The sequence below is a fragment of the Microbacterium sp. genome, from assembly GCF_047606385.1.
Classification (GTDB): Bacteria; Actinomycetota; Actinomycetes; order Actinomycetales; family Microbacteriaceae; genus Microbacterium.
Genome location: NZ_JASGEL010000125.1, coordinates 1 through 26,286, shown reverse-complemented (window position 1 = coordinate 26,286; position 26,286 = coordinate 1). Strand labels below are relative to the sequence as shown.

Here is a 26,286-nt window from a genome sequence, read left to right as displayed (position 1 = left end):
ACGAGACGCCCGCGATCGGTCACGGCGGGTTCTGGCGCAGCGTCCACCTGGCGCACAGGCGCATCCTCGTAGCCTGGACGAATGTCTTTTTCCGCCCACCGACCAGGCCGTTTCGGGTCCGACGGTCGCATCGAGTTCACGACGACGGCCGAGACCGAGCCGATGTACCTGAGCGACCTGCGCGCGGCGCGGGAGGCCGAGGACGTCGACTCGCAGCCCGAGGCGGATGCCGAGGCGCCGACGGTCGTCATCCCCGCCCCGGTGGCCGAGGCGCCGGAACGGATCGAGACGCCGGAGCCGGTCGCGCCGGAGCCGCAGCCCGCCGCCGTCCAGCCCGAGCTCGCGGAGCCCGAGCCGGTCGAGCCGGAACCCGAGCCGGGCGAGTCGGAGCCCGCCCCGGTTGCGCCGGAGCCCGAGCCGGTCGATGTCGAGCCGATCGACATCGAGCCCGAGCCGGTCGGCCGCCCGCGCCGCGGCCGTCGCGCGGGGCGTCCGGGCCGCCGCATCCCGATCCTGCGCCGGCTCGCCGTGCTGGGAGGCGCCGACGGGCACGTCCTCGACGAGGTGCCGACCGAGACCTCGCGCTTCGTGCAGATGTTCTTCGTGCTCGCCGGCACGGCTCTGGTCTCGGCGCTGTCGATGACCTTCGCCCTCATCACGGGCGTGCGAATCTCGGTGTGGCTCGCGGTGCCGCTGGCGCTGGTGTGGGCGCTCATCATCTTCAACCTCGACCGCTTCCTCACCTCGACGATGCGCGCCACGCGCAACATCTGGCGACTGATCGGGCTCGCGATCCCCCGCGTGATCATGGCGGCGCTCATCGGCATCGTCGTCGCCGAGCCGCTGGTGCTGCAGGTGTTCCACAACGACATCGCCCGACAGGTCACCTCGACCAACCTCACCCAGGCGCAGTCCGACCAGGACGCCGTCACGAACGGCCCCGAGAAGGAGGCCCTGGACGAGGCCAGCGCAGCGCTCGCGGCGCTGCAGAACCAGGCCGCCACCGGCATCGTGGCGGGCACCGACTCGACCTCGGCCGAGACGGTCGCCGCTCAGGCGACGGTCGACCAGCTCACGCAGCAGCTCGCCGACCAGCAGACCGTCATCGACACGGCTCGCGCGCTCTACCAGTGCGAGCTGACCGGCGAGGGTGCGGGCACCGTCTCCGGCTGCACCGGCGTCGCCGGCGACGGCACGAGCGCCGAAGCGGCGGAGGCGCAGCTGGAGGCGGCTCAGTCCGCCTACGACGATCTCGCGGCGCAGCTGCAGACGGCGCAGGCCGCGCTGACGGCCGCCAACAGTGCGAGCACGGAGGCCGCGGCGACCTCCGCCGAGCAGAACAAGCAGGCCGCCGAGGACCAGCTCCCCGCCGCGCAGGCGACGTACGACGCCGCCCTGGCCGCCTACAACGAGCGCGCGGCCGAGGTCGCCTCGGGCAATGCCGAGGCGGTCGGCCTGCTCAGCCAGATCACCGCGCTGGAGGAGCTGAGCGAGCAGGAGCCGACGCTCGCCTGGGCGCACTGGCTCATCGCCGCGCTGTTCTTCATGATCGAGCTGCTGCCGGTGCTCGTGAAGGTGCTCACGAGCTTCGGCGACCCGTCGCTGTACGAGAAGGCCGATGCCATGCGCCGCCAGGTCTCGCTCGACCGGGTGACGGCGCGCACGTTCCGCGACCGCGCCGCCGTCATCACCTCGGAGTCCGCGGCGTCCTGACCCCGCCCCCCCCGATTCCGCGAGACCGCATCTGCGCGCCGAGAGCGTGGGGTCACCCCACCGTCTCGGCGCGCAGATGCGGTCTCGCCGGTTGCCGGGGCGCGTCCCGTACCCTGGAACCGTGACCGACACCCCCGCCCGCCCGCACGTCGTCTCGACGCGTGCGCCGCAGGTGCGTCCGGCCACGGAGGGGTGGACGCAGCAGAAGGATGCCGAGGGGCGACCGCTGCTGCAGTTCGCGAGCCCCAAGCGGGGCAAACCCCCGGTGCATCTGGCCGACCTCACCCCCGAGCAGCGCGTCGAGCGCACGAAAGAGCTCGGTCTTCCCGGGTTCCGGGCCGCGCAGCTCGAGAAGCACTACTTCACCCGCTACACCTCCGACCCGGCCGAGATGAGCGACCTGCCGGCATCCGGACGCGAGGCGCTGGTCGCCGGGCTCCTGCCGCCGTTGCTGACCGAGGTGCGCCGGCTGCAGACCGACCGCGGCGACACGATCAAGTTCCTGTGGAAGCTGCACGACGGCGCCCTCGTCGAGTCCGTGCTCATGCGCTACCCGGGCCGGATCACGCTGTGCGTGTCGAGCCAGGCCGGATGCGGCATGAACTGCCCGTTCTGCGCCACCGGGCAGGCGGGGCTGACCCGCAACATGTCCGCGGCCGAGATCGTCGAGCAGGTCGTGCGCGCCGACCGGCTCATCCGCGACGGCGGTCTCGGCGATCCGCGCCGCGTCGGCCACGCCGACGAGCGCGTCACGAACATCGTTTTCATGGGCATGGGCGAGCCGCTGGCCAACTACGCCCGCCTCATGCAGGCGGTCCGGGTGATGGTCGACAAGAAGCACGGCATGGGCATGAGCGCCCGCGGCATCACGGTCTCGACCGTGGGTCTGGTGCCGGCGATCGGCAAGCTCGCCGACGAGGGCATCCCCGTCACCTTCGCGCTCTCGCTGCACGCCCCGGACGACCACCTGCGCGACGAGCTGATCCCGGTCAACTCCCGGTGGAAGGTCGACGAGGCGCTGGATGCCGCGCGCGCCTACTTCGACAAGACGGGACGCCGCGTCTCGATCGAGTACGCCCTGATCAAGGACATGAACGACCACGCCTGGCGCGCCGACCTGCTCGCGGCCAAGCTCAACGCGCGCGGCCGCGGCTGGGTGCACGTCAACCCGATCCCGCTGAACCCGACGCCGGGCTCGATCTGGACCGCGTCCGAGAAGGACGTGCAGGACGAGTTCGTGCGCCGCCTCAACGACGCCGGCATCCCGACGACGCTGCGCGACACGCGCGGCAAGGAGATCGACGGGGCGTGCGGCCAGCTGGTGGCGACCGAGGCGGATGCCGCGGCCGCCGAGGCCGTCCCCGCTCCCTGACGGACCCCTGATGTCGGCGGCCTGTGTCAGGCTGTCCGAAGCGACCCCGTGCGGGTCGAGGACACCCAGGAGGAACCGTGCTGGCCAAGCTGCTCGTCCGCTATCTCCGCCCGTCCGGGTGGCTGCTGCTCGGCGTGCTCGTGTTCCAGTTCGCGTCGGCGCTCGCGTCGCTGTTCCTGCCGAGCCTGAACGCCGACATCATCGACGACGGCGTCTCGAAGGGCGACACCGACTACATCTGGCGCACCGGCACGTTCATGCTCGCGGTGTCGCTGGGGCAGATCGTGGCGTCCGTGGTGGCCACCTGGTTCGCCGCCCGCGCGGCGATGGCGCTCGGCCGCGACCTGCGCGACGACATCTTCGAGCGCGTGTCGGGCTTCTCCGAGCGCGAGGTGACCGATCTCGGGCCCGGCTCGCTCATCACCCGCAACACCAACGACGTGCAGCAGGTGCAGATGCTCGCGATGATGGGCGCCACCTTCCTCGTCTCGGCGCCGCTGCTCGCGATCGGCGGCATCATCCTGGCGATCGCGCAGAGCGTGAGCCTGGCGTGGATCATCGCGGTGGCCGTGCCGGTGCTGCTGGTGGTGGCCGGCCTCGTCATCGCGCGGATGGTGCCGCTGTTCCGCAGCTACCAGGGCAAGCTCGACGGGGTGAACCGCGTGATGCGCGAGCAGCTCACCGGCATCCGCGTCATCCGAGCCTTCGTCCGCGAGCCCATCGAGGAGACGCGCTTCCGCGCCGCCAACACCGACATCATGGTCGTCGGCCGCAAGGTCGGATCGCTGTTCGTGCTGCTGTTCCCCGCCGTCATGCTGATCCTCAACGTCACCGTCGTCGGCGTCATCTGGTTCGGCGGCATCAAGGTCGACGAGGGCTCCGTGCAGATCGGCACCCTCTTCGCCTTCATGCAGTACGTCATGATCATCCTCATGGGCGTCATGATGGCGAGCTTCATGACCATGATGATCCCGCGCGCCGCCGTGTCGGCCGAGCGCATCGGCGAGGTGCTCGACACGCGATCCACGCTCGAGCGGCCGGCCGACGCGATCGCCGAGTTCCCCGAGCCCGGGGCCGTGGAGCTCCGCGACGTGTCGTTCACCTACCCGGGGGCGGAGCATCCCATCCTGTCGGGCGTCGCCTTCCGCGCCGAGCCCGGGCAGACGGTCGCCGTCGTCGGATCGACCGGCGCGGGCAAGACCACGCTGGTCTCGCTCATCCCCCGGCTGTTCGACGTGACCGGCGGCGCGGTGCTCGTCGGCGGCGTCGACGTACGCCGTGCCGACCTCGACGCGCTGTGGCGCACGATCGGCCTCGTCCCGCAGCGGCCGTTCCTGTTCACCGGCACGGTGGCCTCCAATCTGCGCTTCGGTCGCGAGGAGGCGACGGATGCCGAGCTCTGGCGGGCGCTGGAGATCGCGCAGGCCGGCGACTTCGTGGCCCAGATGCCCGGGGGCCTCGACGCTCCGATCGCGCAGGGCGGCAGCAACGTCTCCGGCGGCCAGCGCCAGCGGCTCGCGATCGCCCGCGCCATCGTGCACGATCCCCGCGTGCTGGTGTTCGACGACTCCTTCTCGGCGCTCGACCTCGCCACCGACGCCCGACTGAGACAGGCGCTGTGGCGCGAGCTGCCCGAGGTCACCAAGATCGTCGTGGCGCAGCGGATCTCGACGATCACCGACGCCGACCGCATCGTCGTGCTGGACGACGGCGGCGTGGTCGGCCTCGGCACGCACGAGGAGCTGCTGGAGACCAGCCCGACGTATCGCGAGATCGTCGAGTCCCAGCTCGGGGCGGAGGCGGCCCGATGAGCGCTGCGAAGGCCTCACGCAAGGCCGTCCCCGAGCTGAGCGCCGAGGAGAAGCTCGAGATCGAGCTCGGCGAGCAGGCGCGCCTGGCCGCCGACGACTGGACCGGCGGGGTCGCGCCGGGCAAGGCGGCGCAGTTCTGGCCCACGTTCCGGCGGCTGATCGGGCTGCTCCGTCCCAACGCCGCGGCCTTCGTGTTCGTCTCGTTCCTCGGCGCCATCGGCGTGGTGCTGTCGGTGCTCTCGCCCAAGATCCTCGGCGAGGCGACGAACATCCTGTTCGAGGGCGTCGTGTCGATGACGGTCCCGGCCGGCACCACCAAGGCGCAGGTCGTGCAGGGACTGATCGACTCGGGCCAGCCGGATCTCGCGAACATCGTGAACGCGATGGACCGCTTCACCCCCGGCGCCGGCGTCGACTTCACCGCGCTGAGCCAGGTGCTGCTGACCGTGCTCGCGCTGTACTTCGCGGCATCCGTGCTGATGTGGCTGCAGGGCTATGTCGTGAACATCGTCATGGTCCGCACGATGTGGCGGCTGCGCGAGCAGGTGGAGGCCAAGATCAACCGGCTGCCGCTGCGCTACTTCGACCGTGTGCAGCGCGGCGAGGTGATCTCGCGGGTCACGAACGACATCGACAACATCACCCAGATGATGCAGCAGTCGCTCTCGCAGGCGCTCACCAGCGTGCTCACCGTGATCGGCGTGCTCGTGATGATGCTCTCGATCTCCTGGCAGCTCACGATCGTGGTGCTGGTGAGCTTCCCGCTGATGGGCGTGCTGTTCGGGGTCATCGGCCCGCGCTCGCAGAAGGCGTTCGGCATCCAGTGGCGCAAGGTGGGCCGGCTCAACGCCCGTGTGGAGGAGTCCTTCTCCGGGCACGCCCTCGTGCGGGTGTTCGGACGGGAGCAGGCCTCGCGAGAGGCGTTCCGCGCCGAGAACGAGGAGCTGTTCCAGGCCTCCTTCAAGGCGCAGTTCCTGTCGAACATCATGATGCCGGCGATGATGTTCATCGGGAACCTCACGTACGTGGGTATCGCGGTGTTCGGCGCCCTCATGGTGGCGGGCGGCCAGCTGCGGCTGGGCGACGTGCAGGCGTTCATCCAGTACTCCCAGCAGTTCACCCAGCCGCTGTCGGAGCTGGGCGGCATGGCCGCGGTCGTGCAGTCCGGCACGGCGTCGGCCGAGCGCGTGTTCGAGTTCCTCGACGAGAGCGAGCAGGACCCCGACCTCGACGACGCGCCGGCGCCCGTCGACGGCGACGGCACGATCGAGTTCCAGCGCGTCGCGTTCTCGTACTCGCCCGACCGGCCGCTGATCCACGATCTGTCCTTCCGCGTCGAACCGGGGCAGACGGTCGCGATCGTCGGGCCGACCGGCGCCGGCAAGACGACGCTCGTGAACCTCATCATGCGGTTCTACGAGCTCGATTCCGGCCGCATCCTGCTCAACGGGCAGGACATCTCCCGGCTCACGCGCCGCGACATCCGCGCCAAGACCGGCATGGTGCTGCAGGACCCGTGGCTGTTCGCCGGCACGATCCGCGAGAACATCCGCTACGGCCGGGCCGACGCCACCGACGACGAGATCTTCACCGCGGCGCGGGCGACCTACGTCGACCGGTTCGTGCACTCGCTGCCGGACGGCTACGACACGCGGCTCGACGAGGACGCGTCCAACATCTCCGCCGGCGAGAAGCAGCTCATCACGATCGCGCGGGCCTTCGTCGCCCAGCCGTCCGTCCTGATCCTCGACGAGGCGACCAGCTCCGTCGACACCCGCACCGAGCTGCTGCTGCAGCACGCCATGTCGGCGCTGCGCGAGGGACGCACCTCGTTCGTGATCGCCCACCGGCTCTCGACCATCCGCGACGCCGACCTGATCCTCGTGATGGAGGACGGCGGGATCGTGGAGCAGGGCACGCACGACGAGCTCATCGCGAGCAAAGGCGCCTACTTCCGGCTCTACAACTCCCAGTTCGCGCAGGCGGCGGCCGACCTCGACGAGGTCGTCGCAGCCGGCGATCCTTCCGCCGCCGCCATACCCGCTGCCGACGCCGCCGGTTAGCCTGGGCTCGGGCGGCCTGCGGACGGGACGCCGACGAGGGGCGGGGCGTGGACATCTGGGTGTGGATCTGGGCGGTCGTCGTCATCGCCGTGTTCTCGGTCGTCGCCGGCTGGACGAGCCGGCGCCTGCTGGAGACGCAGGTCGGCTGGATCCGCTCGGTCGTGGTGGCGGCGGTGGTGTTCCTGCTGCTGAGCCCGGTCGCCTACTGGGCGCTCGAGCAGTCCGGGGTGATCGAGGGCGAACGGCTGGTCGTGGACGGCCCGCTCGCGCTCGTCTTCCTCGCGCTCACGCTCGGCTGGGTCTTCGCGGTCGTGGTGATCGTGCTGGTGACCCTCGAGTTCCTGTGGCCGACACGTCCGCTCGCGAACCCCCTCACGATGGTGCGGGAGGCGTTCCTGCGCCGCGACCGCGCCAGGCGCTACGCGCAGATCGTCGCGATCGCCTCCCGACATGGCCTCGGCGTCTACCGCCGCCGCCGCACCGGGCAGGGCGACGACTTCCCGGCGGCGATCGTCGGCGCCATGAACGAGGCCGGCGTCACGTTCATCAAGATCGGGCAGGTGCTCTCCGCCCGTGACGACGTGCTGCCGCCCGAGCTCACCGCCGCCCTGTCGACGCTGCAGATGGAGTCCACCCCGATCCCGTGGCGCGAGGCGAAGGCCGCGATCGAGGCGCAGCTGGGGATGCCGCTGGAAGGCGCCTTCGCCGAGGTCGAGGAGAAGCCGCTGGCGGCGGCATCCGTCGCCCAGGTGCACGCCGCGCGGCTCGTGACCGGCGAGCCGGTCGTCATCAAGATCCAGCGTCCCCGCGCCCGCGCCCAGGTCGCGACCGACCTCGACATCGTCGAGCGGCTGGCCGCGGATGCCGAGCGCCACACGCAGTGGGGGCGCGACTACGGCACGGTGGCGCTGGCCGCCGAGTTCGCCCGCGCCCTGCGGGAGGAGCTCGACTACCGCATCGAGGCGGCGAACACCGAGATGCTGCGCGGGTCCGCGGGCGGCGGCCTGCGCGTGCCGCGCGTCTACGAGCGGTTCACCACCGCGCAGATGCTCGTGCAGGAGCGGGCCGACGGCGTGCCGTTCAGCCGGGTGGACGCCGCGACCCTCGACTCGTTCCGTGCCCGCGAGATCGCCGACGGGGTGCTGGAGGAGGTGTTCCGTCAGATCGCGGTGCGCGGCGTCTTCCACGCCGACCTGCACCCGGGCAACCTCGTGCTCGGCGCCGACGGACGGGTCACGCTCATCGACTTCGGCGCGGTCGGCATCCTGGAGAAGAGCCTGCGGCGGATGCTGCTGCCGCTGCTGGTCGCCATGGCCAACGAGGACGACGTGGCGGCGACCGATGTGGTGCTCATGCTGGTCTCACCGCCCGAGACCGGCGTCGTCGACCAGGCGGCGCTGCAGCACGACATCGGGGTCATCCTCACCCGCGTGCACAACACCCGGGTCGACGAGAACGTGTTCCGCGCGCTCGTGGACGTGATGCGGCGGCACCGGCTCGCGCTCCCGCCGTCGCTGCTGCTCGTGTTCCGCACGCTCGCGTCGCTCGAGGGATCGCTGCGCCGGCTCGTGCCCGACTACGACATGGTGTCGCAGGCGCTGCGCCGCGCCCCCCGCTTCGCGCGTGAGATCGGCTCGCCGCGGTCGCTGGTGATGACGATGCAGACCCAGACCGCGCTGATCGCGGAGCAGCTGCGGCTGCTGCCGCGGCGGCTGGGCTCGCTCGCACAGCAGCTGGAGGACGGCACGTTCCAGGTCAGCCTGCGCGCCTTCGACGACGGCGACGAGCGGTCGTGGGTCGAGACGCTCGTCGGCCGGCTCACCACGACGCTCGTGGGCATCGCCCTGGTGGTGGTCGCCGTGATGCTCAGCATCGCCGGCGGCGGTCCGCAGCTGACGCCCGAGGTACCGGTGTTCCCGTTCCTGGGCGCCGTCGTCGGCCTCGGCGGCCTGCTGCTCCTGCTACGCAGCCTGCGCGTGGCGTTCGTGCGCCGGCGGCGCTGACGCCCCCGGCGGTGGTGAGCCCCGGCGGTGGTGAGCCCCGGCATCCACCCGCCGCCGGCTCGTACCCACCCCGACCATGTCCCAGTTTGGCGCGGTATGGAGGCCTTATACCGCGCCAAACTGGGACATGGTCGTACTCGCAGGGGCCCGCACGGCGCTGCCCCGCTCGCGCCGGTGGCGCCTCTCTCCGCGCCGATCTCCTCGGTAGTCGCTCTTGCTAGGTACCGGTACTCGGCGTTACTATCTAGCGGTAGTCAGCGTCACTGAGTAGGCGGAGGACCGATGGGCAAGCAGGAGACCGAGATGCTCAAGGGCATCCTCGAGGGCATCGTCCTCGCGATCCTGGGCCGCCGGCCCGCCTACGGCTACGAGATCACCTCGTGGCTGCGGGAGCAGGGTTTCGCCGACATCGCGGAGGGCACCGTCTACGCGCTGCTCGTGCGGGTCGAGCAGCGGGGGCTCGTCGAGGTCGAGCGGGTGCCCTCGGAGAAGGGCCCGCCGCGCAAGGTGTACACGTTGGGCCCGGCGGGGCGGGACTACCTCGATGAGTTCTGGCGGACGTGGAGCTTCCTCGCAGAACGACTGGAACAGCTCCGAGAAGGAGGCGACTGACATGGCGAGCTGGCTGGATAAGATCTTCGGGTCGCGCGACCAGAAGAGGCGGTGGCGGGAGCTGAAGGCGCGGATGGACGCGCTGCCCGATCCCCACCGCGCATCGGCGAAGGCGGTGCTGCGCTACCTCATGTACTCGGGCGGCATCACCGACGGCGAGACCATCGTCACGATGATGGCCGACTACGTCGAGCTGTGGGAGCGGGCCGTCGCCGACGGCACGCCGGTGCGCGAGATCGTCGGCGACGATCCCTCCGCGTTCGCGGAGTCGTTCGTCGAGGCCTACTCCGGGCGGAAGTGGATCGACAAGGAGCGCGCCCGGCTGGACAAGGCGATCCGCGACGCCGAGAACGGCGGCAGGCCGTGAGCGCGCCATCGGTCGACGCGGCGATCCGGATCGCGGGCGTGACGAAGTCGTATCGCGGCCTGGAGGTGCTCCGGGGCGTCGATCTCGACGTCGCACGCGGCAGCGTCCTCGCCCTGCTCGGCTCGAACGGCGCCGGCAAGACGACGCTGGTCCGCATCCTCGCCACCCTGCTGCGAGCGGATGCGGGCGTCGCCGTGGTCGACGGCTTCGACGTCGTCGCGCAGGCGGCCGAGGTGCGTGCCGCGGTGAGCCTGACCGGCCAGTTCGCCGCCGTCGACGAGATCCTCACCGGTCGTGAGAACCTGGTGCTCATCGCGCGACTGCGGCACCAGAAGCATCCCCGGCGGATCGCCGACGACCTCCTGGCGCGGTTCTCCCTGACGGATGCCGGCGACCGCCGGGTCGCCACCTACTCCGGCGGCATGCGTCGTCGTCTCGACATCGCGATGACCCTCATCGGCGGCCCGTCGGTGATCTTCCTGGACGAGCCCACGACCGGGCTGGACCCGCAGGCGCGCCTCGAGGTGTGGGACGCGGTGCGCGGGCTCGCCGCATCCGGCACGACGGTGCTGCTGACCACGCAGCACCTCGAGGAGGCCGAGCAGCTCGCGGACCGCATCGCGATCCTGCACGAGGGACGCATCCTCGTGACCGGCACGCTGGACGAGCTGAAGCGGCTGCTGCCGCCGGCGACCGTCGAATACGTTGAGAAGCAGCCGAGCCTGGAGGACGTGTTCTTCGCGCTCGTCGGCGGGGGGAGCCGGCGATGAGCGCCGCGGCCTTCGTCTCCGACACCGGCGTGCTGCTCGGGCGCACGCTCCGCCACGTGACCCGCAGCGTCGACACGATCGTCACGACGGCGATCACGCCCGTCGCGATCATGCTGCTGTTCGTGTTCGTGCTCGGGGGCGCGATCCAGACGGGAACGGGCTCGTACATCGACTACATGCTGCCGGGCATCCTGCTGATCACGGTCGCCTCCGGGGTCTCGTACACCGCGTACCGGCTGTTCATGGACCTGAGCAGCGGCATCTTCGAACGGTTCCAGTCGCTGCCGATCGCGAGGTCGGGAGTGCTGTGGGCGCACGTGCTCACCTCGCTCCTGGCGAACACGGCGTCGCTGGTCCTCGTCGTCGCGGTCGCGCTGCTGCTGGGCTTCCGCACCGGCGCGGATCCCGCGGGCTGGCTGGCGGCGTCCGGCATCCTGATCCTGTTCACGCTGGCGCTGACCTGGCTCGCGGTGATCCCGGGTCTGACGGCGAAGACCGTGGACGGCGCGAGCGCGTTCTCCTACCCGCTGATCCTGCTGCCGTTCGTCAGCTCCGCGTTCGTGCCGACGGCGTCGATGCCGGGCCCGGTCGCGTGGTTCGCGCAGTACCAGCCGGTCACGCCGATCGTCGACAGCCTCCGCGCGCTCTTCGCGGGTCAGCCGGTCGGCGGGGGCCTGTGGGTCGCGCTGGCCTGGCTCTTCGGCATCCTCATCGTCGCCTACCTCGCGGCGATCGCGATCTACCGCCGCAGGATCCGCTGAGGCCGCCATCGCGCATCCACCGAACGGTGGACCCCGCGTTCCGTCGGTCGGCGGTAGCGCCGCGCGTCCGGCGAGGAGCAGAGTCGGAGCATGACGGATGCAGTCGTCGAGGTGACCGGATTGCGCAAGACGTACCGCGGGGGATTCGAGGCCCTGCGCGGCGTCGACTTCGACATCCGCCGCGGGGAGACGTTCGCGCTGCTGGGACCCAACGGCGCGGGCAAGAGCACGACGATCGAGATCCTGGAGGGGTACCGCGATCGCAGCGGCGGCACGGTCCGCGTGCTCGGCGTGGACCCGCACCGGGGCGGCCCGGCATGGAAGGCACGTCTGGGCATCGTGCTGCAGAGCACCGGCGAGGCGCCCAGCGCGACGGTGCGCCAGCTGCTCGCGCACTTCGCCGGCTTCTACCCGCGCCCGCGTGACGTCGACCGGGTGATCGAGGCGGTGGGCTTGACCGAGAAGGCCGCCACCAGCGTCCGGCGGCTCTCCGGAGGCCAACGGCGACGGGTCGACGTGGCGCTCGGCATCATCGGCTCGCCGGAGCTGCTGTTCCTCGACGAGCCGACGACCGGCTTCGATCCCGAGGTGCGGCGCCAGTTCTGGGACCTCATCCGCAGCCTGCAGGAGGAGGGCACCACGATCATCCTCACCACGCACTACCTCGACGAGGCCGCCGAGCTCTCCAGCCGGGCGGCGATCGTCGTCGCCGGACGGGTGGCCGCGCTCGGCGAGATCGCCACCATCGGCGGCCCGGCGGCGCGCGTGCCGATCGTGCGATGGCAGGAGGACGGCATCCTCCACGAGGAGCGCACCGACCGACCCGGCGAGCTCGTCGCGCACCTCGTGGCACGGGGCGCCGAGCCGGCGGGGCTCGAGGTGGTGCGCCCCACCCTCGAGGACATCTACCTCGACCTGCTCGGCGCGGCGCAGGCCGGGTCGTCCGAGCCGGATGCCGGGATCCCCGCCGCGGCCTCCGCGGCCGACATCGCCGTCCCGATATCCGTCGTCCCCGCCTCGGAAGGAAACCGGGCATGACCGCCATCGCATCCCCCGCACGCCTCGGGATCGGGCACACGCTGCGCCTGGGCCTCGCCCGTATCGGGTACGAGGTGCGCGACTACTTCCGGCAGGGCGACTCGGTGTTCTTCACGTTCCTGTTCCCGCTCGTGTTCCTGCTGATCTTCTCGGTCGCCTTCAGCTCGCAGAGCTTCGGCGCCGGCAGCGACGCGATCGACGCGGCATCCTTCTACCTGCCCGGGATGCTGGCGGCGGGCCTGCTGCTCTCGGGCACGCAGAACCTGGCGATCGCGATCGCCGTCGAACGCGGCGACGGCACGCTCAAGCGGCTGGGCGGCACCCCGCTCTCGCCCGTGTCGTACTTCATCGGCAAGCTCGGGATGGTGCTGATCACCGGGCTGGCCCAAGCGGCCCTGCTGATCGCGGTGGCGGCGCTCGTGTTCGACGTCGCGCTGCCGACCGACCCCGGGAAGTGGCTCACCTTCGCCTGGGTGTTCCTGCTGGGCGTGGCGACCTGCGCGATCCTCGGCATCGGGCTGAGCGCGTTGCCGCGCTCGGGCCGCAGCGCCACGGCGGTCGTCATCCCCGTCGTGCTGGTGCTCGAGTTCATCTCCGGGGTGTTCATCCAGTTCTCGCTGCTGCCCGGCTGGCTGCAGGCGTTCGCCGGCGTCTTCCCGCTGCACTGGCTCGTGCAGGGGATGCAGTCGGTGTTCCTGCCCGACTCGTTCGCCGCGATGACCCCCAGCGGCACCTGGGAGCATCCGCTCACGCTCCTCGTGACCGGCATCTGGCTGGTCGCGGGTCTCGTCCTCGCCCGTGTCACCTTCCGCTGGATCCGCAAGGATGGCTGAGTGACCACGCTGCGAGGCGACCGCGAGGCGGCCATGAGTGCGAGGGGTTGGGGGGTCGCACTCCTGGCCGCCGTCGTGGTGTGCGGTGTCGCCGCAGCGCTGGGCGCCGGCGGCGACTGGAGGGCGCCGACGCTCTCCCTCGTGCTCTTCGCCGGCTATGCGGCCGTGTTCCTCGCGTCCGGGCGCGGTGTGCCCGCCGGCTCGCTCGCCGCCTGGGGCTGGGCGATCGCCACGATCGTGTTTACCGGGGCGGCGACCGCGATCGCGGCCAGCAACGCCGTGTTCCAGTTCTGGGCGTTCCCGGCGTTGTGGATGCTGGTCCCCGGCCCTCGCCGGGGACTCCCGCTGTCGCTGGCGCTCGCGGCGGCCGTGTTCGGCGGCTTCCTGATCAGCACCGGTACCGGCTCGGGAGCGGTGATCACAGCCCTGCTGACCCAGGGCATCTCGTTCGGCTTCGCCGCCGCGATGGGCCTGTGGCAGAGCAGCCTCTACGCGCACGGGCGCCAGCGCGACCGATTGCTGACCGAGCTGACCGCGGCACACGAGGAGGTGGCCGTGCTGCATCGCGACGCCGGCGTCACCGCCGAGCGCGAACGGCTCGCGCGGGAGCTGCACGACACCCTCGCCCAGTCGCTGACCGCGGCGGTGCTGCTGGTGCAGCGCGCCCGCCGCGAGCTGGCCGGCTCCCGGCTGACCGATGCCGGGCTCGAGGGGGTGGAGGACGCTGTGCGTACCGCGCTCACCGAGACCCGCACGCTCGTCGCCGGGAGCGCCCCGCTCGAGCTGGCCGGGAGCGGTCTCGCAGGCGCCCTCGAGATCCTCGCGGCACGCTTCCGCCGCGAGGCGGGCGTCGAAGTGGAGGTGCAGGTGGCGCTGGCCCGGCCACTGGACCGCGAGACCGAGGTCGTGCTGCTGCGGTGCGCGCAGGAGGGGTTCGCCAACGTCCGCAAGCACGCCGAGGCGCGCCGCATCCTGGTCTCGCTCATCAGCGACGAGGCCGGCGCGACCCTGACGGTGCGCAACGATGGCCACGGCTTCGACCCGGGGGTGGAGCCCGCCGGCTACGGGCTGAACGGACTGCGGGCACGACTGGGCCTGGTCGGCGGCAGCCTGAAGCTCGACGGCACGAAGGGCGCCGTCGAGCTTCGCGCGCGCGTGCCGGCCGGAGCGGCGACATGATCCGGGTGCTTGTCGCCGACGACCACCCGATCGTGCGGACCGGGCTCGCTGCCCTCGTCGAGGCCGCCGCGGACATGACCGTGGTGGGGATGGCGGCCTCCGGGGCCGAGGCGGTGGCGGCGGCCGCATCGCTCGCCCCCGATGTGATCCTCATGGACCTGCGGATGCCGGGGATGGACGGCGACGAGGCAGCCTCCCTCATCCGCCGCGACGATCCGGCGGCGCGGATCGTCGTGCTCACGACCTATGAGAACGACGACGCGATCCTGCGCGCGATCGGTGCGGGGGCCAGCGGCTACCTGCTCAAGGCCGCGCCCGAGGAGGAGCTGCTCGCCGGCATCCGTGCCGTCGCAGACGGCGAGCTCGCGCTCGCGCCCAGCGTGTCGCGCGTGCTGGTGCGGCAGGCGGTGCGCGGCCCGGCGGACACCGCGCCATCGCTGACCGCCCGCGAGCTCGACGTGCTGCGGCTGGTCGCCCAGGGGCTGAGCAACCGCGCGGTGGGCGAGCGGCTGTTCCTGGGCGAGTCGACGGTCAAGACGCATCTGCTCCATGCGTTCGCGAAGCTCGGGGTGGACGACCGCACCCGCGCCGTCACCCGCGCGATGGAGCTGCGGCTGCTGTGAGCTCCCGCCCGGGGTGCGCGGGCTTAGCGTGGAGCCATGGTCAACTATCGCTACCTCGGCAACAGCGGCTTCAAGGTCTCGGAGATCACCTACGGGAACTGGATCACCCACGCGTCCCAGATCGGCAACGAGCAGGCGATCGCCACCGTGCACCGGGCGCTCGAGCTCGGCATCACGAGCTTCGACACCGCCGACGCCTACGCCAACACCGCCGCGGAGGTCGTGCTCGGCGACGCGCTGCGCGGCCAGTCGCGTGAGGACGTGGAGATCTTCACGAAGGTCTACTGGCCGGTCGGCCGCAAGGGCCCGAACGACGCGGGCCTGAGCCGCAAGCACATCCGCGACGCGATCGACGGGTCGCTGCGCCGTCTCGGCGTCGAGTACGTCGACCTGTACCAGGCGCATCGATACGACTACGAGACACCGCTCGAGGAGACCATGCAGGCCTTCGCCGAGGTCGTGCGGCAGGGCAAGGCGCTGTACATCGGGGTGAGCGAATGGACCGCCGAGCAGCTGCGGGCGGGGCACGCGCTGGCGACGGAGCTCGGCATCCAGCTGGTCTCGAACCAGCCGCAGTACTCGGCGCTCTGGCGCGTGATCGAGGGCAAGATCGTGCCCACGAGCGAGGAGCTCGGCATCTCGCAGATCGTCTGGTCGCCGATGGCGCAGGGTGTGCTCAGCGGCAAGTACCTGCCCGGCCAGCCGCGGCCCGAGGGGTCCCGCGCGACGGACGCGCACGGCGGCGACAGGTTCATCCAGCGCTTCCTGCGCGACGAGGTGCTCACCGCCGTGCAGCGACTGGCGCCGGTGGCCGATCAGGCCGGCCTCACGCTGCCGCAGCTCGCGATCGCCTGGGTGCTGCAGAACCCGAACGTCTCCGCCGCACTGGTCGGCGCCTCCCGCCCGCAGCAGCTCGAGGACACCGTGAAGGCGTCCGGTGTCGAGCTGGATGCCGACGCCCTCGCCGCGATCGACGATGCCCTGCTGCCGGTCGCGGAGACCGACCCGGAGAAGACGTACACCGTCTCGCCCAAGACACGCCCGGGCGCCTGAGCGTGCCACAACTCCTCCTGCACGTGCGCGGCGTGGGCGAGGGCCCGCGTAGCCGCGGGCGCGTCCGGGCGAGGGACCGCGGAACAGGCGGAGTTATGACACGGTCGGACCGGGGCAGCCGATGCCGGTGACCAGCGCAGGGCTGCTGCTGCACCGCGCCGCCGCCACGGAGGTCCTGATCGCCCACATGGGCGGCCCGTTCTGGGCACGCAGGGATGCCGGGGCGTGGTCGATCCCGAAAGGGGAGTACGACCCCGAACGGGAGGACGCGACGGCTGCCGCCGCGCGCGAGTTCCGGGAGGAGCTCGGCGTCGACCCGCCGTCGGTGCCGCTGCTCGAGCTCGGCACGTTCGCCTACGCGTCGGGCAAGCGCGTCACCGTGTTCGCGGCGGACGCCGACGGCTGGCGGCATCCGCCGTTCGCCTACGGCCGGTTCGAGATGGAGTGGCCGCCTCGTTCCGGGCGCCGTGCGAGCTTCCCCGAGGTCGACCGCGCCGAGTGGACGGACGTGACACGGGCGCGTGACCTGCTCGTCGCCGGTCAGCGGCCGGCGCTGGACGTGCTCGCCGCGCTGCTCGGCTAGCCCGAGACGTGGGGCGTCAGGCCGCGAGCCGGAATCCCCGCCGGTCGGTGGCGACGCGCTCGCCGTCGTGGATCGTCTGGTCGTCGCCGATGAGCGACCCGCCCGCGACGCGTGCCCCGGTGCCGACCTGCGTGCGCACACCGATCGTCGCACCGGCACCGACCTGGGCCTTCGGGCCGATGTGCGCGTGCGGTGCGATGCGCACCTGCGGGCCGATCACGACGTCCGACTCGATCCACGCGCCGCTTCCGACATAGGCGCCCGCGGCGATCTGCACACCCGGTTCGATGTACGCGCCCGCCTCGATGATGGCCGACGGGTGCACCTTGGCGCCGTTGGCGATGAGGCCACGCCCATTGGCGTGCTTGCGGTACCGCAGCGTCTCGCCGCGGTCGTTCTCGATGTCGACGTAGTTCTTGCCCACGATCCCCTCCTGCAGCGCATCAGACGCTGAACAAAGGAATAACCGCCGGGACATCGGATTCATTCCCCCGTCGTCGGTGCGTCAGCGGCGCACGAGCTCTCGTTCGCCGCGAAATCTCTCCTGGCCGCCGAGACCGCGGGGTTCGCCCACTCCCTCGCTGCCGGAATGCGCGCTCGGGGATGCGTCGGCGTCGCGCCGCGCGAACACCACCGTGCGCTGCACGCCGAAGCTCACCGCGAACAGCGTCGCCTCGGTCATCACCTTGGCCGCCAGCAGCGGGATGCCGGCCTGGGTCAGCGCGGTGATGATGCCGAAGTTGGCCGCCAGCAGCAGACCGGCGAGCGAGATGTACCGCAGCGCCGAGACCCGCACCGGGATCTCCCGACCACGACGGAACACCATCGAACGGTTGACCGCGTAGTTGACCGAGCCGCTGATCAGGCGTGCGCCGACGACCGAGAACAGCAGCCACCCCGTCCAGGACTGGAGGAGCAGCAGCATGAGCGTGTCGATGCCGAAGGCCACCAGAGCGGACGCCGCGAACCGTGCGAGCGGCGCGTAGATGCGCACCGAGTCCACCAGCGGGCGGAAATGGCTGGACGCATTCCCTTCCGTGTATATCGTCGCGATCGGCACCTCGCTCAGGCCGAAGCCGGCGGCCCGCGCCTGCAGCAGCACACGGAACTCGTAGTCGAAGCGATCCCCCGCCACGGTCAGCAGCCACTCCAGCGCGGACGCCGGCAACCCGCGCAGGCCGGTCTGCGTGTCGCGCACGTCGACGCCGGCGACGAGCCGGAACGCGACCCGGGTCATCCGGTTGCCGAACCTCGACCTGCCCGGGACCTCCTCGCCTTCGAAGGCGCGTGAGCCGAGCACGATCGTCGGCGCCTCCTGGGCGGCGAGAGCGCGGGCGACCCGCTCGATGTCGGCGGGGCCGTGCTGCCCGTCGCTGTCGGCGGTCACCACGTCGTGCCCGGGGTGATCCCGCATGATCGTGCGGATGCCGACCCGCAGCGCGAACCCCTTCCCCTGGTTGCGGCCGATCCGCACGACGTCGGCGCCGGCCGCCTCGGCGATGTCGAAGACGTCGCGGTAGTCGCGCCCGGAGCCGTCGTCGACCACGACCACCGGGCGATCGGGAGCGATCCGCCGCAGGGCGATCACGAGCTGAGGCAAACGCCCGTCCGGTTCGTATGCCGGAATGAGAATGGCTGTCGTCATGGTGATCACCCCGCGATGTAGAGGATGTCGCTGGTGGCGCGCTCGCCACCGTTGGAAGGCTCGTTCACGACCTCGCCGTTGAACCACATCTCGCTGGACCCGCCGCCGTCCAGGTTGTAGGCCGTGGTGACGCCGAGCGAGAGCATGATCTCGGCGAGGCCGGTCATCGTGACGCCCGCGCTGTAGCCGGTGTCGCGTCCGTCGACGACGACGAAGACGAGGTGGTTCTCGTCGATCACGCCGACCGCGGTGCGAGGCTGCTCGCCCTGGATCGAGTGGTTGCCGATGTTCGTGTCGATCTCGACGTCGTCGATGCCGTCGACGATCTCGCCGTCCTCGACGATCGCCGGCCCGAAGCTCAGGGTGTTCCAGGCGCCGTCGGCCACCAGCTCCTCCGCCGTGGTCGTGGTCTCGTCGTACACGGCGACGGTGCCGTCCTGGTAGAACACGAGACCCTCCCGCGCCGGCTCGTCGCGGAAGATCACACCGTTGCGGATCTCGATCCCGGTGGAGCGGAAGCCGTAGTAGTCCCCGTTGATGGCGAACACGGCGCCGTTGTCCTCGGCGATGTCGGAGACCAGGTCGGTGATGTTCTCGCCGAACTGGTTGTTCGCGAACGCGCTCTGCAGCACCGTCGCGTCGCTGAGGGTCACGTCGGCGACGTAGTAGGTGACGGTGTCGTCCCCCGAGCCCTGCGTGTACTCGGTGATCGTGATGCTCGCATCATCCGACGTGTACGTGTTGTCGGTGATCACCGCGTCGGAGTCGTCGCTCGCGTCGTCGGTCGCCGTCGTGCCGTTCTGCTCCGCCTCGTAGGCGGCGACGTCGGAGATCTCCACGTGGGGGATGACGAAGCGCTCCAGCGCCCAGACCGTGCCGCCCCCGGCGACGAGCACGACGACCAGACCGCCGGAGAGCAGGCCGAGCTTGACGCCCCTGCGCATCTTCCGCCGCGGCCGCCGCGGGGATGTCCGGGTCTTCTCCTCCATGGCATCGAGTGAAGCGGATCAGCCGATGCGGGCCGTGAGCCGGCGCTATGGGGCGACTGTGGATGCCGGAGTCACCGCGTTTGACAAAGGTGGCCTCCGAGCCATTAACCTGCTCAAGGTTAGGCTTACCTATTATTCGCCTGCCTTTTCGTCCTCGACCACATGGGAGTTTCATGAGTACCTCGACCTGGCGGAAGAGCCGCGTGCCCGCGGCGGTCGTCGCCGTCCTCGGGCTGAGCCTTGCCGCAGCCGCCCCGGCCTTCGCCGACACCGGCACCTGGCTGAACGGCGGCAGCACCGGCGCGACGGTGTCCGTCGCCGATGCCGTCATCCAGGGCGACAGCATCCATCTCGAAGGCACGGGTTGGACCGACGGCGCCGATGACGGTGACGCCGACGGTTCCTGGATCGCCGTCAAGCTCGGCGCCGCGGGCGGCGTCGAGGGCGCCAACCTCACGACCGAGCCTTCGTCCGGCCAGTTCGTCTTCCCGGGCCAGACCTCCGGCACCGCCTCGATCTGGAGCGGCATCGTCGCGGACGACGACGGCGACTTCTCCGCCGACATCCCGTTCCCGACCACCGCCAATACCGCCAACCCCGCGCTGACGTCGGAGTGGGCCGCCGGCACCACGCACCACCTGCAGCTGCTCACCGGCTCCGTGAAGCCCGGCGGTGACACCGTGCGCTCGGTGTACGTCACCTTCACCGTCAGCGCCGACACCCTGACTGTCACGACCTCCGTGGGCACGCGCGGTGCGAGCGCGGGCCAGCTGACCGTGACGGTCGCGGGCGCGGCCGGCACGTTCGCCGACGGCGAGGTCCTCACCGCCGCGGTCGACGGCACGGATGCCGCCTGGGCGACCGGCGGCACGGCGTCAGACACCGGGGCGCTGACGGGCACGACCGTCGTCTTCGCCTCCGGCGCGTTGACGGCGGGCGAGCACACGATCGCGGTCACCGGTGCCACCTCGGGCACCAAGACGCGCACGTTCACGGTGCTGCCGACCCCCTCGTACTCGTCGCTCACGCAGGGCTCCAGCGGCACCCTGACGCTCTCGAACCTGCCCGCCGGCTCGTCGGTGACCGCCGCGTCCTTCGACGGCACCGGCGTCGTCTTCAGCGGCCTGCCCACCGCAGCCGTCGACGGCGTGGCGACGCTCTCGTACACCATTCCGGCCGACCAGGCCCTCGGCACCTACCCGGTCACCGTCACGCTGGACGAGCCGGCCGCGACGTTCACGCTGAGCAGCCAGAAGATCTCGCCGGACGCCACGATCTTCGGCGACGACGCGTTCACGCTGAGCTCGTACAGCGACGGCATCTTCCAGGGCCTGTACCAGTCGGCCTACAGCGAGGCGCAGGACGCTCTGTTCGCCACCGCGGCCTCCGGCACCGGATCGGCCGAGGACGGCTACCTGTACAAGCTCGACCCCGACACGCTCGAGATCGTCGCCAGCGTGCACCCGAAGGACGTCGCCGACGGCGACGACGTGGTCGGACAGGCCCCCTACGGTGTGGGCGTCGACGACGTCAACGGCACGGTCTGGGTCACCAACACCCGTACCGGCGCGGTCGCCGTCTACGACGCGGACGACCTGACGCTGCTCAAGCAGTACGCGGCGGGCACGATCTCGCACCCGCGCGACGTGATCTACGACCCGGGGACCAACCGTGTCTTCGCGAGCTCGGCGAGCGAGGGGACGAGCGGCGACGGCTACATCAGCGTGTTCGACGCGGCCACGTTCGAGAAGATCACCGACATCCAGACCGGTGCGCGTGCCGACTTCAACCCGGTCTCGCTCGACGTCGAGGACGGCGTGCTGGTCTCGCCGAGCCTGTCCAGCAACCAGGTCGCGAAGATCGACACCGACACGCTCGAGGTCACCTTCCTCACCATCACCGGCATCGACGTCGGCGGCCGCGGCGCGTCGGGCATCGACTACGACGCGGACGACAACCGCCTCTACATCGCCAGCCAGAACACCGACGAGCTCGTGATCGCCGACGCGACCACGGGGGAGACCCTCGCCGAGGTGCCCACCGGCACCGGGGCGCTCAACGTCGCCGTGGACGAGGTCAACTCCCTCGTCTACGTGACCAACCTCAGCGGCGGCACCGTCACGGTGACCGATCTCGACGGCACGAAGGTCGCGAACCTGCCGATCGTCCGCGCGAACCACGTGACGGTCGACGGTCAGGGCAACGCCTACGTCGTGGACAAGAACACGGTGAACTCGGTCTGGAAGATCACCCCCGACGAGATCCCCACCGACGACGGCACGGATGACGGCGCCGACGACGGCACGGACACCACGGCGGGCTCGATCGACACCGTGCCGACCGAGGACCAGCTCACGGCATCGACCGAGGGCCTGATCTCGGGTCCGGCATCCGCCGCGCAGGGCGAGCAGATCACCGTGACCATCGAGACCGAGCACGGCACCACGGTGCACGCGTGGATCTTCTCCACCGCGACGGATCTCGGCATCGTCACGGGTCTGACCGGCGACAGCTTCTCGGTGACGATCCCGGCCGATCTCGCGACCGGCGTGCACAGCCTGGCGGTGACCGACGACACCGGCACGGTGATCGGCTGGTACAGCCTGACCGTGACCGCCGCGGCCGCGGCGTCGTCGGGCAGCCTCGCCGTGACCGGCGGCTCGGACGCCGGTTGGATGCCGGCGGCGGGCGCCCTGCTGCTGCTCCTGGGCGGCGCGGCCTTCGTGGTCGCGCGTCGCCGGAGCGTCCGCGGCAGCTGATCGACGCGAGCGGCGGGCGGGTCGGACCCGCCCGCCGCTCGCCGATCCGGCTGGCTTGACCTGTGTAAGAGGTATGCCTAGCCTTAGTTAGATCTGATGGCGCGCCGTGTGCGCAGCCTTCGCCCCCCCCGACGAAGCGGCTGTCCCTTCCATGTCTGTTCCCGTGCGCGTAAGAAGCGCTCTCGCCGTGCTCGTGGTCGCGATGCTCGCGCTCACCGGCTGCGCCGCCGCATCTGCGGACCCGACCGGTGCGACACGCACGGTGGTCGACGCCGAGGGGACCTCGGTCGAGGTCCCGGCACATCCGCAGCGCGTGGTCACCCTCTCCGAGCCCACGCTCGACGGCGTCCTGGCGCTCGGGGTCACCCCCGTCGGCACCGTCAGCGGCCGCGGCCAGTCGACGGTGCCGAACTACCTGTCCGACGTGGCCGGCGATCTGCCGATCCTCGGCTCGATCTCCGAGCCCAACTACGAGGCGATCGGCGCGGTCTCGCCCGACCTGATCCTGGTCGACGGCACGAGCGTCAACAACAACCCGCCCGTCATCGAGGCGCTGCGCCAGATCGCCCCCGTCGTCTACACCGGCTACGCCGGCGGCGACTGGCGCGACAACTTCACGCTCGTCGCCGAGGCGCTGGGCCTGACGGACGAGGGTGCCCAGGTGATCGCCGACTACGACACCCGCGTGACCGAGGCCGCCGCGCAGCTCGGCGCCTACGCCGACGACACGTTCTCGATCGTGCGCTGGCAGGGCGGCTCGGCATCCGTCATCCTCGAGGAGCTGCCGCCCGGGCAGGCGCTCGAAGACCTCGGCCTCGCGCGGCCCGCCAGCCAGGACCGCATCGGACGCGGTCACTCCGAACCGGTGTCGAACGAGAACCTCACCGACATCGACGCCGACTACATGTTCTTCGGCACGCTGGGCGGATCCAGCGTGGACAACCCGGACGCCGGGGGGTCGGCAGGCGTCGCGGATGCCGAGACGGCCCTCGCCGATGCGGAGGCCGTGCCCGGCTTCACCGAGCTGAACGCCTACGTCCACGGCCACATCATCCCCGTCGACGGGTCCGCGTGGACCTCCACCGGCGGCCCCCTGCTCATGAATCGCATCGTCGACGACGTCGTGGAGGCACTCGCATGACCATCGCATCCGCCCAGACCCGGGCTCGAGCCGTCGTCGCGGCGCTGGCGGCGGTGACGCTCGCCGCGCTCTCGGTGGGCGGCGCGTCCGCGGCCCTCGCCGCCGACGTGGTGACGGCGACGACCAGCGACGGCGCCGGCTACACCGGCCCGACGACCGTCGTGGTGGGCCAGACCATCCACCTCTCCGGCACCGGCTGGCTCGACACCGCGCAGACGACGGGGTCGGTGATCGGCGTCAAGCTCGACGCCGGCGCGGTCTCGACCACCGGCACGGTGACCAATCCGGCCACCGGCGCCACGATCGGCAACAAGACCGTCATCGCGGCCGTGCAGGCGGACGCCACCGGCGCCTGGAGCCTCGACCTGCCGTTCCCGACGACGGCGAGCTCGACCGCGACGTGGGCTGCGGGCGAGGCCCACACCATCAACCTGCTCACCGGGTCGCTGCTGTCGGGCGACGTGGTGCGCTCCGGCACCCTCACGTTCACGATCGTCGCCGCATCCACGGGCGCGAGCGACACCGTCACCGGCGACGGCGGTGCGACCGACACCGGCCCGGCGGATCCCGGGACGACCGACGACGCCGACTCGGGCGACACCGGGACGACCGTCACCCACACCGGCACCGAGTACACGCTCGCGAGCGACTCCTCCGTGCACTGGTGGGTGCCCAGCACCGTCGCCGAGGGCGAGGACATCGTCATCAGCGGCGCCGGCTGGGTGAACACCGCGGGCACCGGCGGCTCGACGGTCGCCGTCAAGCTCGACGACGGTGCGACGCCGAAGACGACCCTGGACGTCGTCAACCCGTTCACGGACACCGTCTTCGCGAACAAGACGGTGTTCGCCATCGTCACCGCCGACGCGGACGGCGAGTGGGAGATGACGATCCCCTACCCGACCCTGACGAGCTCGAACCAGGACTGGAGCGTCGGCGAGACCCACTCGATCACGCTCCTCTCGGGCTCGCTGCAGACCCCATCGGGCACCGACAGGGTGCGCACCACGGCGGCGCAGCCGGCATCCTTCACCGTGGTGAAGGAGCCCGTCACCGAGCCGAGCTGGTCGCACACCACGATCACCCAGACGGATGCCACGACCGGCAGCACCGCCGTCGCCTGGGTCGAGGACGACGTCGCCGCCGGAGAGGGCAGCACGATCCGCATCGCCGGCACCGGCTGGGTCGACAAGGCGGGCACCGGCGCCTCGACCGTCGCGATCAAGCTCAACTACGGCACCGGCGCGCAGTACACACGCACCGGTGACGGCGTGATCGAGGCCCTCGCCGGGTCGCCCGACCCGACGATCTGGGCGCTGCTGGCGCCCTCGAACGACGCGGACGCGCCCAATGTGTACACGATCGACGCCGACGGCAGCTTCGAGATCACGATCGACGCGCCGGCGGGCCTGACCGCGGGCCAGTTCCTGACGGCCCAGTTCCTCTCCGGCAGGTTCGGGGTGGACGACGTCTCGCGCTCGCAGACGACCTCCTTCCTCACCGTCGGGGGCGTGCCGTACACCGACACGGGCACCGGCACCCTGCCGACCTGCGTGCCCACCAGCGACACCGCCGCGGTCACGATCGTGACCCCCACCGTCGAGGCCGGTGGTCTGCTGCACGTCACCGGCGCGGGCTGGTGCAACCCGACCGCGGCCAGCGGCGGCTCGGTCATCGCGATCAAGCTCGACGAGGGCGCGTACAGCCGCCTCGACACGAGCGTGCACGCCAACCAGACGATCTGGGCGATCATCGAGGCCGACGACACGAACGGCACGTTCGACACGTACGTGCAGCTGCCGGACGGCACGACGTCGGGGTCCGGCGGCTCCTCGCCGGCCTTCGGCGAGGGGGCGCACACGCTGCGCCTGCTCACCGGCAGCCTCGCCGCCGGCGACCAGTCGCGCACCGTCCTCTCCGGCGAGTTCGTCGTCGGCGCCTACGCGCCGGGCGGCGTCCCGGACCCGCTCGACGCGGCGACGCTGACCAGCGCGACCGCGAACGGCGTGACCGCCGTGCTCGGCACCGACACGCTGACCGTCACGGTGCCCGGTGCCTCCGCGGGCGACTGGCTCTACCTCATGCCCTACGCCGCCGACGGGTCGCCGCGGTACCCCTGGCTGTCGACCTGGTTCCGGGCCGCGGCAGGCGGCGTGGTCACGGCATCCCTCAGCGGCGTGACGCTGCCCACCGGCGACATCAGGATCGCCGTGCTCAACGGCAACCAGGGCGAGACCGGCACGCTGCGCGGCTGGGCGTCGCTGCACGTGCCCGAGGCGGCCGCCACGACCGACGGCACGAGCACCACCGCGACCACTGCGACGCCCGCGCCGAGCGTGCGCACGATCGGCGTCTCCGTCGGCAGCACGGTCGCGCCCACCACGGTGCCGGCTTCCCCGGTCGCCTCCGACGCGGAGCTCACCGCCGCCAACGCCGGATCCGTGACCGGCACGCAGGACGGCACGATCGTGACGATCCTGTTGCCGTATGCGTCGCCCGGCGACTGGGTGTACGTCTACGCGTTCTCCGATCCGACGCCGGTGGGCTGGATCGCCGTGGACACGGACAAGCTCATCCGCGTCGACGTCGCGGCGCTGCCGGCCGGCGCCCACAAGCTGGCCGTGCTGGACGCCGACGGCGCCCTCATCGGCTGGACCGCTGTCACGGTCGCGGCGAGCGAGACCGCCACGACCTCGAGCGCGACGAGCGACGACGTCGCCGACGCCTCGGCGGAGGCCGCCACGACGACGGGCACCGGCTCGGGAGGCGCTCTCTCGGCCGCGGACTGGTGGTTCATCGGCGGCGGCGCGGCGCTGGCCGCGGCCCTGGTGATCGTCGTGATCGCGGTCGCCCGGCGTCGCCCGACGGAGGCGGCACGATGAGCCGCGCGGGGCGAGCCCTCGCCGGTCTCGCGCTCGCCGGCGCCCTCGCCGTCGGCGTCGCGCTGCCGGCGACGGCGCTGCCGCCCGGC

The 26,286-nt window shown here is 71.4% G+C and carries 21 protein-coding genes; 18 read left to right on the top strand and 3 right to left on the bottom strand.

Translation table 11 applies throughout. The annotated features are described in order from the left end of the window. The first annotated feature begins 81 nt into the window (after positions 1-81). The 15 genes from QM626_RS12250 to QM626_RS12180 all read left to right on the top strand — a co-directional run bounded on the left by QM626_RS12250 (position 82) and on the right by QM626_RS12180 (position 16,781). Positions 82-1,713: a DUF4407 domain-containing protein gene (locus tag QM626_RS12250; RefSeq protein ID WP_415077231.1), complete on the top strand. Its 1,632-nt coding sequence runs from the start codon at positions 82-84 to the stop codon at positions 1,711-1,713. A gap of 121 nt (positions 1,714-1,834) precedes the next feature. Further along, complete coding sequence (rlmN, locus tag QM626_RS12245) at positions 1,835-3,085, top strand: 23S rRNA (adenine(2503)-C(2))-methyltransferase RlmN (RefSeq protein ID WP_415077230.1); 1,251 nt, start codon at positions 1,835-1,837, stop codon at positions 3,083-3,085. A 77-nt stretch (positions 3,086-3,162) separates the two neighbouring features. After that, the gene (locus QM626_RS12240) at positions 3,163-4,896 is read left to right on the top strand and encodes an ABC transporter ATP-binding protein (protein ID WP_415077229.1); all 1,734 of its coding nucleotides are present in this window, start codon (positions 3,163-3,165) and stop codon (positions 4,894-4,896) included. Next, complete coding sequence (locus QM626_RS12235; RefSeq protein ID WP_415077228.1) at positions 4,893-6,959, top strand: ABC transporter ATP-binding protein; 2,067 nt, start codon at positions 4,893-4,895, stop codon at positions 6,957-6,959. The genes QM626_RS12240 and QM626_RS12235 overlap by 4 nt, the downstream gene beginning before the upstream one ends. 47 nt (positions 6,960-7,006) lie before the next feature. Next, positions 7,007-8,962, top strand: coding sequence for an ABC1 kinase family protein (locus QM626_RS12230; RefSeq protein WP_415077227.1), 1,956 nt, complete (start codon positions 7,007-7,009; stop codon positions 8,960-8,962). 282 nt (positions 8,963-9,244) lie between these two features. Next, a complete protein-coding gene (locus tag QM626_RS12225; protein WP_415077226.1) occupies positions 9,245-9,574 on the top strand; it encodes a PadR family transcriptional regulator in 330 nt (109 codons plus the stop codon). A 1-nt stretch (position 9,575) separates the two neighbouring features. Beyond that, positions 9,576-9,941 (top strand): DUF1048 domain-containing protein, encoded by a 366-nt coding sequence (locus tag QM626_RS12220; protein WP_415077225.1) that lies wholly within the window; start codon positions 9,576-9,578, stop codon positions 9,939-9,941. Then, on the top strand, positions 9,938-10,711 hold the full coding sequence (locus QM626_RS12215; protein WP_415077224.1) for an ABC transporter ATP-binding protein: 774 nt from the start codon (positions 9,938-9,940) through the stop codon (positions 10,709-10,711). Before QM626_RS12220 ends, QM626_RS12215 begins: the two co-directional genes overlap by 4 nt. Continuing rightward, entirely contained in the window at positions 10,708-11,472 is a 765-nt protein-coding gene (locus QM626_RS12210) for an ABC transporter permease (RefSeq protein WP_415077223.1), read from the top strand. The genes QM626_RS12215 and QM626_RS12210 overlap by 4 nt, the downstream gene beginning before the upstream one ends. 90 nt (positions 11,473-11,562) lie before the next feature. After that, positions 11,563-12,510: an ABC transporter ATP-binding protein gene (locus QM626_RS12205; RefSeq protein WP_415077222.1), complete on the top strand. Its 948-nt coding sequence runs from the start codon at positions 11,563-11,565 to the stop codon at positions 12,508-12,510. Then, positions 12,507-13,343, top strand: coding sequence for an ABC transporter permease (locus tag QM626_RS12200; protein ID WP_415077221.1), 837 nt, complete (start codon positions 12,507-12,509; stop codon positions 13,341-13,343). Before QM626_RS12205 ends, QM626_RS12200 begins: the two co-directional genes overlap by 4 nt. Next, on the top strand, positions 13,344-14,522 hold the full coding sequence (locus QM626_RS12195; protein ID WP_415077220.1) for a sensor histidine kinase: 1,179 nt from the start codon (positions 13,344-13,346) through the stop codon (positions 14,520-14,522). After that, entirely contained in the window at positions 14,519-15,145 is a 627-nt protein-coding gene (locus QM626_RS12190) for a response regulator (protein ID WP_415077219.1), read from the top strand. Before QM626_RS12195 ends, QM626_RS12190 begins: the two co-directional genes overlap by 4 nt. Positions 15,146-15,181: 36 nt before the next feature. Then, entirely contained in the window at positions 15,182-16,198 is a 1,017-nt protein-coding gene (locus QM626_RS12185; RefSeq protein WP_415077218.1) for an aldo/keto reductase family protein, read from the top strand. Between the two features lie 121 nt (positions 16,199-16,319). After that, on the top strand, positions 16,320-16,781 hold the full coding sequence (locus QM626_RS12180; RefSeq protein WP_415077217.1) for an NUDIX domain-containing protein: 462 nt from the start codon (positions 16,320-16,322) through the stop codon (positions 16,779-16,781). Positions 16,782-16,797: 16 nt separating this feature from the next. Here the strand turns inward: QM626_RS12180 and QM626_RS12175 are convergent, their stop codons facing one another. From QM626_RS12175 to QM626_RS12165, 3 genes are all read right to left on the bottom strand, one after another. Next, positions 16,798-17,205 (bottom strand): transferase, encoded by a 408-nt coding sequence (locus QM626_RS12175; RefSeq protein WP_415077216.1) that lies wholly within the window; start codon positions 17,203-17,205, stop codon positions 16,798-16,800. 81 nt (positions 17,206-17,286) lie between these two features. Beyond that, positions 17,287-18,426, bottom strand: a complete 1,140-nt coding sequence (locus QM626_RS12170) for a GtrA family protein (protein WP_415077215.1) — start codon at positions 18,424-18,426, stop codon at positions 17,287-17,289. Between the two features lie 5 nt (positions 18,427-18,431). Further along, positions 18,432-19,415, bottom strand: coding sequence for a phosphodiester glycosidase family protein (locus QM626_RS12165; protein ID WP_415077214.1), 984 nt, complete (start codon positions 19,413-19,415; stop codon positions 18,432-18,434). A gap of 173 nt (positions 19,416-19,588) precedes the next feature. Between QM626_RS12165 and QM626_RS12160 the strand changes: the two genes are divergently transcribed. The 3 genes from QM626_RS12160 (at position 19,589) to QM626_RS12150 (ending at position 26,197) form a co-directional block, all read left to right on the top strand. Beyond that, complete coding sequence (locus QM626_RS12160; protein ID WP_415077213.1) at positions 19,589-22,174, top strand: LPXTG cell wall anchor domain-containing protein; 2,586 nt, start codon at positions 19,589-19,591, stop codon at positions 22,172-22,174. A gap of 151 nt (positions 22,175-22,325) precedes the next feature. Beyond that, positions 22,326-23,315, top strand: a complete 990-nt coding sequence (locus QM626_RS12155; protein WP_415077212.1) for an ABC transporter substrate-binding protein — start codon at positions 22,326-22,328, stop codon at positions 23,313-23,315. Then, the gene (locus tag QM626_RS12150) at positions 23,312-26,197 is read left to right on the top strand and encodes a GGIII-like transmembrane region-containing protein (RefSeq protein ID WP_415077211.1); all 2,886 of its coding nucleotides are present in this window, start codon (positions 23,312-23,314) and stop codon (positions 26,195-26,197) included. Before QM626_RS12155 ends, QM626_RS12150 begins: the two co-directional genes overlap by 4 nt. The last annotated feature ends 89 nt before the right edge of the window (positions 26,198-26,286 follow it).

Bases quoted from the DNA above. Each gene is read 5' to 3' on its own strand.
- QM626_RS12250 (WP_415077231.1), top strand. From the start codon at position 82: ATGTCTTTTTCCGCCCACCGACCAGGCCGTTTCGGGTCCGACGGTCGC.
- QM626_RS12225 (WP_415077226.1), top strand. From the start codon at position 9,245: ATGGGCAAGCAGGAGACCGAGATGCTCAAGGGCATCCTCGAGGGCATC.
- QM626_RS12200 (WP_415077221.1), top strand. From the start codon at position 12,507: ATGACCGCCATCGCATCCCCCGCACGCCTCGGGATCGGGCACACGCTG.
- QM626_RS12185 (WP_415077218.1), top strand. From the start codon at position 15,182: ATGGTCAACTATCGCTACCTCGGCAACAGCGGCTTCAAGGTCTCGGAG.
- QM626_RS12235 (WP_415077228.1), top strand. From the start codon at position 4,893: ATGAGCGCTGCGAAGGCCTCACGCAAGGCCGTCCCCGAGCTGAGCGCC.
- QM626_RS12220 (WP_415077225.1), top strand. From the start codon at position 9,576: ATGGCGAGCTGGCTGGATAAGATCTTCGGGTCGCGCGACCAGAAGAGG.
- QM626_RS12210 (WP_415077223.1), top strand. From the start codon at position 10,708: ATGAGCGCCGCGGCCTTCGTCTCCGACACCGGCGTGCTGCTCGGGCGC.
- QM626_RS12170 (WP_415077215.1), bottom strand. From the start codon at position 18,426: ATGACGACAGCCATTCTCATTCCGGCATACGAACCGGACGGGCGTTTG.
- QM626_RS12190 (WP_415077219.1), top strand. From the start codon at position 14,519: ATGATCCGGGTGCTTGTCGCCGACGACCACCCGATCGTGCGGACCGGG.
- QM626_RS12165 (WP_415077214.1), bottom strand. From the start codon at position 19,415: ATGGAGGAGAAGACCCGGACATCCCCGCGGCGGCCGCGGCGGAAGATG.
- QM626_RS12180 (WP_415077217.1), top strand. From the start codon at position 16,320: ATGCCGGTGACCAGCGCAGGGCTGCTGCTGCACCGCGCCGCCGCCACG.
- QM626_RS12155 (WP_415077212.1), top strand. From the start codon at position 22,326: ATGTCTGTTCCCGTGCGCGTAAGAAGCGCTCTCGCCGTGCTCGTGGTC.
- QM626_RS12205 (WP_415077222.1), top strand. From the start codon at position 11,563: ATGACGGATGCAGTCGTCGAGGTGACCGGATTGCGCAAGACGTACCGC.
- QM626_RS12150 (WP_415077211.1), top strand. From the start codon at position 23,312: ATGACCATCGCATCCGCCCAGACCCGGGCTCGAGCCGTCGTCGCGGCG.
- QM626_RS12160 (WP_415077213.1), top strand. From the start codon at position 19,589: ATGAGTACCTCGACCTGGCGGAAGAGCCGCGTGCCCGCGGCGGTCGTC.